Annotated in this window: 6 protein-coding genes; 1 reads left to right on the top strand and 5 read right to left on the bottom strand. The window is 72.6% G+C overall.

Annotated elements, in window-relative coordinates; translation table 11 throughout:
• From CCN29_RS00980 to CCN29_RS00965, 4 genes are all read right to left on the bottom strand, one after another.
• On the bottom strand, positions 1–3,475 hold a 3,475-nt coding region (locus CCN29_RS00980), incomplete at its 3' end, for a DNA polymerase III subunit alpha (protein WP_086679568.1).
• A 194-nt stretch (positions 3,476–3,669) separates the two neighbouring features.
• Positions 3,670–4,752 carry a S1 family peptidase gene (locus CCN29_RS00975; protein WP_086016120.1) on the bottom strand — a complete coding sequence of 361 codons (1,083 nt, stop codon included), beginning with the start codon at positions 4,750–4,752 and terminating at the stop codon, positions 3,670–3,672.
• Positions 4,753–5,242: 490 nt separating this feature from the next.
• Complete coding sequence (locus CCN29_RS00970; RefSeq protein ID WP_006131505.1) at positions 5,243–6,148, bottom strand: S1 family peptidase; 906 nt, start codon at positions 6,146–6,148, stop codon at positions 5,243–5,245.
• Between the two features lie 329 nt (positions 6,149–6,477).
• Positions 6,478–7,641: a DUF5685 family protein gene (locus CCN29_RS00965; RefSeq protein ID WP_086679565.1), complete on the bottom strand. Its 1,164-nt coding sequence runs from the start codon at positions 7,639–7,641 to the stop codon at positions 6,478–6,480.
• A 291-nt stretch (positions 7,642–7,932) separates the two neighbouring features.
• Between CCN29_RS00965 and CCN29_RS00960 the strand changes: the two genes are divergently transcribed.
• Entirely contained in the window at positions 7,933–8,370 is a 438-nt protein-coding gene (locus tag CCN29_RS00960; protein WP_006131507.1) for a cell division protein SepF, read from the top strand.
• Between the two features lie 40 nt (positions 8,371–8,410).
• Here CCN29_RS00960 and CCN29_RS00955 read toward each other — a convergent pair whose 3' ends face one another.
• A complete protein-coding gene (locus CCN29_RS00955) occupies positions 8,411–9,601 on the bottom strand; it encodes an acyl-CoA dehydrogenase family protein (protein WP_006131508.1) in 1,191 nt (396 codons plus the stop codon).
• Between the last annotated feature and the right edge of the window lie 101 nt (positions 9,602–9,702).

Below are 9,702 nucleotides of genomic sequence, written 5' to 3'. Positions count from 1 at the left end.
CCCCCGGCCCCCGCTCCTCCCTCGGCTCCCGCTCCTCCGCCGGCTTCCGGGCCGCCATCCGGTCCGGGGCGGCCGACCCGGCCGGCGCGGGCAGTCCGTCCGAACCGGCCAGCCGCCTGCGGGCCGGGGCGTCCCCGTCGCCGGCGGCCCCGGAGCCGTTGCCGGCCGGGGCGGCGAGCCGCGCGGCGACCCCCTCCAGTCCCTCCTCCCGGCGGACCTCCAGCAGGTCGGCGAGGTTCCAGGCGGCGGAGCCGACCACGCTGAAGCTGCGCGGGCCGCGCCGCTGCACCACCCCGCGCACCAGCAGCAGCCAGGAGTGGAAGACGGTGTGGGCGCAGGTGTCGTGCGAGTCGTCGAAGAAGGCGAGGTCGACCAGGCCCGTGCCGTCGTCCAGGGTGGAGAAGATGACCCGCCGCCCGGAGCGGATCGGCGGGGTCTGGGTGGCCGCCTTGGCGCCCGCGACCAGCACCGTCTCCCCGTGCCGCACCTCGCGCAGCCGCCGCGCGGAGACCACGCCCAGCTCCTCCAGGAAGGCGCCGTGGTCGTCCATCAGATGGCGGGAGGCGTCCATGGACAGCACGCCCAGCTCGGCGCTGAGCCTCTCCGGTTCGGTGAGGTCGGGCAGCCCGGCCGGGGCGGTCCGTCGGCCGCCGGACAGCGGGAGCTGGTCGCCGCGCCCGCCGCGGGCGCCGCGGTGCAGCTCGGTCAGGTGCAGTTGCAGGTCACGGCGGTTGGCGCCGAACGCGTCCAGCGCGCCGACCTGGGCGAGCCGCCCGGCGAGCGGACGGCTGGGCCGGGCCCGCTCCCAGAAGTCGAGCAGCGAGGCGTACGGCCGGCCCGCGGCGATCCGCTCCGCCTCGGCCTCGCTGATGCCGTGCACGTCGGAGAGCGCCAGGCGCAGGCCCCAGACCGGCTTCCCGCCCTTCGGCGTCCCCTCCCCATCCCTCGAATCAGACACCAGTTCGATCCTGTGTGCGACCCCCGACTTGTTCACGTCCAGCGGCAGCACCGGCACCCCCCGCCGCCGGGCGTCCGCCAGCAGCAGCCGCTTCGGGTACATCCCGGGGTCATGGGTGAGCAGCCCGGCGTAGAAGGCGGCCGGATGGTGCGCTTTCAGCCACGCCGACTGGTACGTCGGCACGGCGAAGGCGACCGCGTGCGCCTTGCAGAAGCCGTAGGAGCCGAAGGCCTCGACGATCTCCCAGGTCCGCTGAATCGTTTCCGCGTCATAGCCGCGGGCCGCCGCGTGCTGGGCGAACCACACCTTGATCCGCCCCTGCGACTCCGGGTCGGACAGACCGCGCCGCACCCGGTCCGCCTCGCCGCGCCCGCAGCCGGTCAGCACCGAGACGATGTCGATGACCTGCTCGTGGAAGACCACGACGCCGTACGTCCCCTTCAGCGCCTCCTCCAGGTCCGGGTGCGGGTAGCGCACCGGCGCCCGCCCGTGCCGGGCCTCGATGAACGGCCGCACCATGTCGGCGGCGACCGGACCCGGCCGGAACAGCGAGATGTCCACGACCAGGTCGTGGAACGTGGACGGCTGGAGCCGTCCCACCAGGTCCCGCTGGCCCGGCGACTCGATCTGGAAGCAGCCGAGCGTCTCGGTCGACCGGATCAGCCCGTACGTCGCCGGGTCGCCCTCCGGCACCGCGTCCAGGTCGATCCGCTCCCCCGTCGCCCGCTCCACCTCGCCGACCGCGTGCGCCATCGCCGACTGCATCCGCACGCCCAGCACGTCCAGCTTGAGCAGCCCCAGGTCCTCCACGTCGTCCTTGTCGAACTGCGCCATCGGGAAGCCCTCCCCGCTGGTCGGCATGACCGGCGTGCGGGCGAGCAGGGAGGCGTCGGACAGCAGCACCCCGCAGGGGTGCATGGCGACACCGCGCGGCAGCGCGTCCAGCGCCTCGACCAGCTCCCACAGCCTGCCGTACTTCTCCTTCTCCCTTGCCAACTGCCGCAGCTCGGGCAGTTCCTCGAGCGCCGCGCGGGCGTCGCGGGCGCGGATGTGCGGGAAGGACTTGGCGACCTTGTCGATCTCGGCCGGGTCCATGGACAGGGCGGCGCCGACGTCCCGGATGGCGTGCCGCACCCGGTAGGTCTCCGGCATGGCGACCGTGGCGACCCGCTCGGCGCCGAACCGGCCGATGATCGCGCGGTAGACCTCGAGCCGGCGGGCGGACTCGACGTCGATGTCGATGTCCGGCAGCACCACCCGCTCCTTGGACAGGAAGCGCTCCATCAGCAGCCCGTGCTCGACCGGGTCGGCGTGCGCGATGCCCAGCAGATGGTTGACCAGCGAGCCGGCGCCGGAGCCCCGCGCGGCGACCCGGATGCCCATGTCCCGCACGTCGTCGACGACCTGGGCGACGGTGAGGAAGTAGGAGGCGAAGCCGTGGTGGGCGATGATGTCCAGCTCGTGGTGCATCCGCTCCCAGTACTCCCGGCGGCGGTCGTAGCCGCGCAGCACCATGCCCGCCGCCGCGCGGGAGGCCAGCGTCCGCTGGGCGGTGCGGCGGCCGGCGCCGACCAGGTGCGGCTCGGGGAAGTGGACGCTGCCCATGCCGAGGTCGTCCTCGGGGTCGACCAGGCACTCGGCGGCCGTGGCCTGCGTCTGGTCGAGCAGCCGCAGGGCGGTCTCGCGGCGGAATCCCGCGGCCTCCACGATCCGCTCGGCCGCCTCCCGCATGGCGCCCTGGTCCTTCAGCCAGGCCTCGCCGGAGTCCAGCCCTTTGGCCGGGTCGACCGGGACCAGCCGGCGGGCGGCGTCCAGCACGTCGGCGACCGGGCCGAGACCGGGATCGGCGTACCGGACGGCGTTGCTGAGCACGGGCCGTACGCGCTGCTCGGCGGCGAAGCCCAGGGTGCGGGCGGCCAGCCGCAGCGAGCCGGGTCCGGTGCCGGTCCTGCCGTGCCAGACGGTTTCGAGGCGCAGCGCGTCGCCGTACACCTCGCGCCAGGGGGCGAGCAGCCGGGCGGCGCGGTCGGGGCGGCCCGCGGCGAGGGCGCGGCCGACGTCGGAGTCGGGACCGAGCAGGACGGTCAGCCCGTCGGCGTGGTTGTCCTCCCAGGCCAGCTGGGGCAGGCCGGGCGCGGTGTGGGCGGCGGAGACCAGCCGGCACAGGTCGGCCCAGCCGCGGGCGCCGTCCCGGGCGAGGAAGGTCACCCGCGGTGTCGACTCGTCGATGAAGGCGCCGCCGCGCACCGGGGTGCGGCGCCGGTCCCGCCGTACGGAGCTGTCGCCCCGGCCGGCGGCCGGAGGTGTCACCGCGAGTTCCGCGCCGAACAGCGGGCGGACGCCGGCCTTGGCACAGGCCTTGGCGAAGCGGACGGACCCGGCGAGGGTGTCGCGGTCGGTGAGGGCGAGGGCGTCCATGCCCCGCTCCAGGGCGCGCTCGGCCAGCCGTTCCGGGTGGGAGGCGCCGTAGCGCAGGGAGAACCCGGAGACGGTGTGCAGATGCGTGAAACCCGGCACACGCACCTCCCGCTCGTGAGTCCCGACCGCCTATCGAACAACTGTTCCCAGTCACCTCACCCCCACCATAGACCAATTTTCGAATGAGTGTGCGACATCCGTCCGGCCTCGTCCCACCTGCGCAAACGGCCCCGAACGCGGACGTCCCGCCCCTCCGCGTGGGAGGGGCGGGACGCCGTGGTGCCGGAGCGGGGTCAGCCGATCTGCGTACCGGTGGCCGACAGGGCCTCGGTCACGGGCTGGAAGAAGGTCGTGCCGCCCGAGGTGCAGTCGCCGCTGCCGCCGGAGGTCAGGCCGACCGCCTTGTCGCCCGAGAAGAGCGAGCCGCCGCTGTCGCCGGGCTCGGCGCACACGTCGGTCTGGATCAGACCGTTGACGATGTCGCCGTTGCCGTAGTTCACGGTGGCGTCCAGACCGGTGACCGTGCCGGAGTGGACCTGGGTGGTGGAGCCGCTGCGGGTCACCTGCATGCCGACGGTCGCCTCGGCGGCGCCGGAGATCGGCTGCGAGGAGCCGTCGTACAGGTTCACCTCGCTCGGGTGCGCCACGTCGGCCGTGTACTTGACCAGGCCGAAGTCGTCGTCCGGGAAGCTGGACGCGGCGTTCTCACCGATCACGTTGCCCGAGGAGTCCGACCAGGTCGAGATCCCCTCGGTGCAGTGGCCGGCGGTGAGGAAGTGCGGCTCGCCGCCCTTGGTCACGTTGAAGCCCAGCGAGCAGCGCCCGCCGTTGCCGGTGATGGCGTCGCCGCCGGCCACGAAGGGCTTGAACTCCGCCTGGGTGCGCTTGAGCTCCACCGTGGCGCCGAGCCCCTCGGCGACCTCGGTCAGCTTGGCCCACTCGGCCTTGGAGACCGTGCGGTCCGCCGTGACGACGACCTTGTTGGAGACCGGGTCGGTCACCCAGGACGTGCCCGGGATGGTGGCGTCCTGGGTGAGCGTGGTGCGCGCGCTCTTCAGGTCGGCGAGCGAGTTCGCCACGACTCTGGCCTTCGCGCCGGCCGACTCGACGGTCTCGGCCGCCGTCTCGTCGAGCACGTTCACCACGAGGCTCTTGCTCTTCGCGTCGTAGTACGTTCCCGCCGCGTCGCCGCCCAGGTCCTGCAGCAGCGTCGAGGCGAGGTTTCCGGCCGCCTGGACCGAGAGGGTGCGGGGCGCGGCGCCGGCCGGGACCTCGCTGGCGTTCGCAGTCTGGAAGGTGACCGCGCCCGCGGCCAGTGCGGCGATGCCCGCACCCGCCATGACGGCACGGCGCCTGGGTATGCGTCGGTGCTTCAACTCACGTCCTCCTGTGGGGGGTCGGTGCCGGGGAGGTTATGGGGACCTCGCCGGACCGGAAGGCGTACGGCCACGGGGGTGGAGCACAGCAAAAGCCACGCCCGCGCCGGTTGAACGCCGCCTACTCTTCCGAACGTCACAGGGAGCACACAAGGTCGACTTCAGGACGCGCGTGCGACAACGGCCGGGCGCCCTCTATGTCCTGACAGTTCATGGAGACGCGGGACGGTTCATACTGCAAACGTCACGCGGGGGTTACCGGGGGCACGTACCTTCCGTTCGGTCGGTGGCCGAAAATCGACCCCCCGCGGCGGGATCCGTCCGGCGCGCGGCGTGCGGACGTTGCACCTGCACCGGCCTGGGCGTCCGGCCCGGAACAGGGACGAGCCCCCGCACGCGGGTCGCGTGCGGGGGCTCGTGGGGCTGCCGGCTCCTCGGGAGCCGTACGGGACCGGCCGGGCCGGCGGGACCGGCGAGGCGGCGGAACGTCCTAGTAGACGTTCACCCCGTAGGCGCTCAGGGCCTCGGTCACCGGCTGGAAGAAGGTCGTGCCGCCGGAGGAGCAGTTGCCGCTGCCGCCGGAGGTCAGACCGTACGCGGTGCCGTTGCTGCCGTAGAGCGCGCCGCCGGAGTCGCCGGGCTCGGCGCAGACCGTGGTCTGGATGAGACCGGAGACGACGTCTCCGCCGCCGTAGTTGACGGTCGCGTTGAGCGCGGTCACCCGGCCGCTGTGCGTGCCCGTGGTGGAGCCGTCACGGATGACCGTGGTGCCCACGCTCGGGGTGGCCGCGCGGGTGATGTCCACGCCGTTCGCGGTGCCGGGCCGGCTGACGGAGCCGGTGTACCGGACGATGCCGTAGTCGTTGCCCGGGAAGCTGGATCCGGCCGTCGTGCCGATGGCCGTGGTGCGGGCGGAGTTGGAGTACCAGGTGCCCGCGCCGTCGGTGCAGTGACCGGCGGTCAGGAAGTAGTCGACACCGCTGCTGCTGCGGACGTTGAAGCCGAGGGAGCAGCGCCAGCTGCTCGCGTAGATGGCGTCACCGCCCTGGATGAGCTTGGTGAACTTGCCCGGGGTGCGCTTGACGGTGATCGCCTCGGCGTTCTCCCCGGCCTGCTGCTTGATCTTGTTGATCTCGGCCTGGGAGACGGTGCTGTCGACGGTCACGACGACCCGGTTGGTCTTGCTGTCGACGGCCCAGGCGGTGCCGGGGACGTCGGCCTTCAGCACCGAGCTGCTCGCGCTCTTGAGCGCGGAGGAGCTGAAGGTGGTGGGGGTGTCGGCCGCGTTCGCGCTGGGGATCGCGATCGCGGCGGCGGCCACGAGGCCGGTGGAGACGGCGATCAGCCGAGTCCGTCTCGAGATGCCGCTCTGGGGGGTGGTGCGCTTGATCCTCACGTTTCGTTCCTCCACAAAGGAAGTTGGGGGCCCTCGTGGGGTTGCGGGCCCGGTGAGGCGCAGCCAGCGGACGGCGGACCGGATTCCGGACCCGTCGTGCCCCTGACAAGCGCTGCGGTGAGTATTCGGCCGACCGACCGTTCGGCGCAAGGGTGCCTTTTGGCCTAGGGATTGCCCGGTGATTAGGGACGACTGGTCGACTTGATCCCCTGCAGCCCCAGCGTTACCGGTCGTCACACCCCTGTGACGACCGGTCGAACGAAGATCGTGATGGCCGGATCTCACCCCCCGAGGGAACCGCCGGCGCGTCCGTCACGTCCGAGGCCGCCTCAGCAGTCGCAGCCGCAGTCGCACCCGCTGCAACAGCCGTCCTCCCCGCAGCAGTTGCAGCACTCGCAGCAGTTGCAGCAGTCGCAGTCGCAGTTGTGGAGACAGCCGTCCTTGCGCTCACGCGTCCACGGGTCCTCGTAGGTCCCGCAGCAGAGCTGACAGGTACAGGCGAGTCCCAGCCATACGGCGCACCCCGCCAGCAGTCCGCGCCGGTCCCGGCGCGGCGGCCCGGGCGGCGGGGGCGTGCCCGGCGCACCGGGAGCACCCGGAGGGGCGTACGGATGCGAACCATGGGTACAGGAGGGCGTACCGAAGGCGCGGCGCACGGAGTCGGGGAGTTCATGCACGAGAAGCCGGTGGGCGAGACCGCCGTCCGTGAACTCGACCTCGCGCAGCGCCAGCCGGATGCCGTGCACCGCGTCGTCGGCGAGCCGGCGGGCCTCCGTGAGCGGGGTGCCCGTGGCGGTGAGCGGGTTCCAGGCGCCCGAGGCGGCGTCGGCCTCCCGGTCCTCCACCGCGTCCAGCAGATGCGCGAGCCGTCCGAAGAGACGTCCCGCCTCGGCGAGCGGTGCGGCGCTGTGCGGCCGTCCGGCGAGCACCGCGGTGTGCGCGAAGGCCGCCGCGGTCGCCGTCTCGGTCGGTTCGGTGACGGTGAGGATCGGGGTGCCGGGTCCGGCCAGCGACTCGATGCCGGTCTGCCGGTCCACCGCGTCGACCAAGACCGCGGTGTCGAACCCGACGTCGGATCCGGTCCGGGCGCCCGCCCGGTCCCAGCTCGCCGCGACCCGGCGCGCGGCGAGCGCCACCGGACGGCGGGCCAGCAGCCCGTCACCGTCGGCGACATGGTCGCGCACCTTGGCGGAGGCGAGGACGAGGGAGACGGCCGCGGCCAGCCGCGCGCCCTCGCCGTGGGCGACGGACGCGGTGCGCATCCCGCGCAGCGGACAGGGACCCGCGGTCCGGCGTCCCGCACCGCCGCCGCCCGGGCCGGACTGAGCCTCCGTCAGAACCGATATCAGCAGCCCGTCGTAGTTGGTGACGATGCGCGCGAGCTGCCCGTGGTCGCCGCGCAGGGCCAGACAGAGCCCGCAGAGATGGGCCGTCCACTGGGCGGTGAGCTTCTCGCCCAGCCGGTGACGGCAAGGCCTGACGATCCCGAACACGACGTCCCCCGATGCGTGCGTACGACGTACAGGTGCGGCATCGTACCGGCCGCGGCGTTCACCCGGATGCGCCCCCCTTCACCCGTACGCCGCGTAGAATCATATTTCACTCACAGTCAGCAGCCGTTTGTGTCGCGGCCCTTGGGAAACCAGGACTCTCGACGGATTCGCTGTGCACCAGTACCGTCACAAACCCCCCGCGCGGCGTCTATCCACTTGGCGCACCCTCCGCATCATGGACGACCATAGGGATGCGGAAAGCACGAAAGACCGCTGTGAGAGGAGGCGTCCATGGGATCGGTACGCAAGGCGAGTGCCTGGCTTGGCCTCGTCGACGACAACGAAGACGAGCGTTACTACGACGACGACTACTCCGACGGGACCGAGCCCGGGGAGGCCTGGGTCACCGATCCGCGGGTCAAGGTGGCCGCGGACGCCGCCGAGGAGCGGGGCCGCCGGATCGGCACCATCACCCCGGACAGCTTCCGGGACGCCCGTGCCATCGGTGAGCTGTTCCGCGAGGGCGTGCCGGTCATCATGAACCTCACGGCCATGGACGCCGCCGACGCCAAGCGCGTCGTCGACTTCGCGGCGGGCCTGATCTTCGGTCTGCGCGGCTCCATCGAGCGGGTGTCCAACCGCGTGTTCCTGCTCAGCCCCGCCGACACCGAGGTGGTCAGCGGCGAGCCGGCCGCGCACCGCACCGACGGTTTCTTCAACCAGAGCTGAGGCGGGGCCGCTGAGCCGGCCCCGCCCCCCTCGGGCCGTTCTACCGGAACGCGTCGATTCCGGTGAGCGCCTTGCCCAGCACCAGCTGGTGCATCTCCACGGTGCCCTCGTAGGTGAGCACCGACTCCAGGTTCGTCGCGTGCCGCATCACCGGGTACTCCAGCGAGATCCCGTTCGCCCCGAGAATCGTCCGGGCCGTGCGGCAGATCTCGATCGCCTCCCGCACGTTGTTGAGCTTGCCGAAGCTGACCTGCTCGGGACGCAGGCGGCCGGCGTCCATCCGCCGCCCCAGATGATGGGCGAGCAGGATCCCCTTGTGCAGTTCCACCGCCATGTCGGCGAGCTTGGCCTGGGTGAGCTGGAAGCCGCCGATGGGCCGCCCGAACTGCTCCCGTGACTTCGCGTAGTCGACCGCCGCCTCGAAACAGCTGCGCGCGGCGCCCATCGCGCCCCACACGATCCCGTACCGGGCGTGCGACAGACAGCTCAGCGGGCCCTTCAGCCCGGTCACCCCCGGCAGCACCGCGTCGGCGGGCAGCCGGACGTCGTCCATCACGAGCTCGCTGGTGACGGAGGCGCGCAGCGACCACTTGTGCTTGATCTCCGGCGCCGAGAAACCGGGGGCGTCGGTGGGCACGGCGAAGCCGCGGATGCCGTCGTCGGTCTGCGCCCAGACGACCGCGACCCCGGCCACGGACCCGTTGGTGATCCACATCTTGCGGCCGTTGAGGACCCAGTCGGAGCCGTCGCGCTTGGCGTAGGTGCGCATCGAGGCGGGGTCGGAGCCGTGGTCGGGCTCGGTCAGCCCGAAACAGCCGATGACCTCACCGGCCGCCATCCGGGGCAGCCACCGCTGCTTCTGCTCCTCGCTGCCGAAGCGGTGGATGGCGTACATGGCGAGGGAGCCCTGCACGGAGACCAGGGAGCGGATGCCGGAGTCGGCCGCCTCCAGCTCCAGGCAGGCCAGCCCGTACTGGACGGCGCTCGCGCCCGCGCACCCGTAACCGTCGAGGGACATCCCGAGCGCGCCGATCCCGCCGAGCTCCCGCGCCAGCTCCCGGATGCCGGGCAGCTCGCCCTTCTCGTACCAGTCCGCGACGTACGGCAGCACACGGTCCGCCGCCCAGCCGCGCACCGTGTCCCGGATCGCCAGGTCCTCAGGCTCCAGCAGGTCGTCGAGGCCGAGCGGGTCGGCGGGATCGAACGCGGGCGGCTTCGCGGACGCGGCCATGGGGGCACCCTCCGGGGGCTGGTCATCCGGTACGTCGACTAGCACTGCTAGTCAGGCTCGCGCCGACGTTACGACGAGCATGTCCCGCCGTCCACCCCGGC

It is taken from the genome of Streptomyces pseudogriseolus (assembly GCA_002154585.1).
In the GTDB taxonomy this organism is placed as follows: Bacteria; Actinomycetota; Actinomycetes; order Streptomycetales; family Streptomycetaceae; genus Streptomyces; species Streptomyces pseudogriseolus.
The sequence above is the reverse complement of the archived record's forward strand: the minus strand, read 5'-3'. Positions and strand labels throughout refer to the sequence as shown.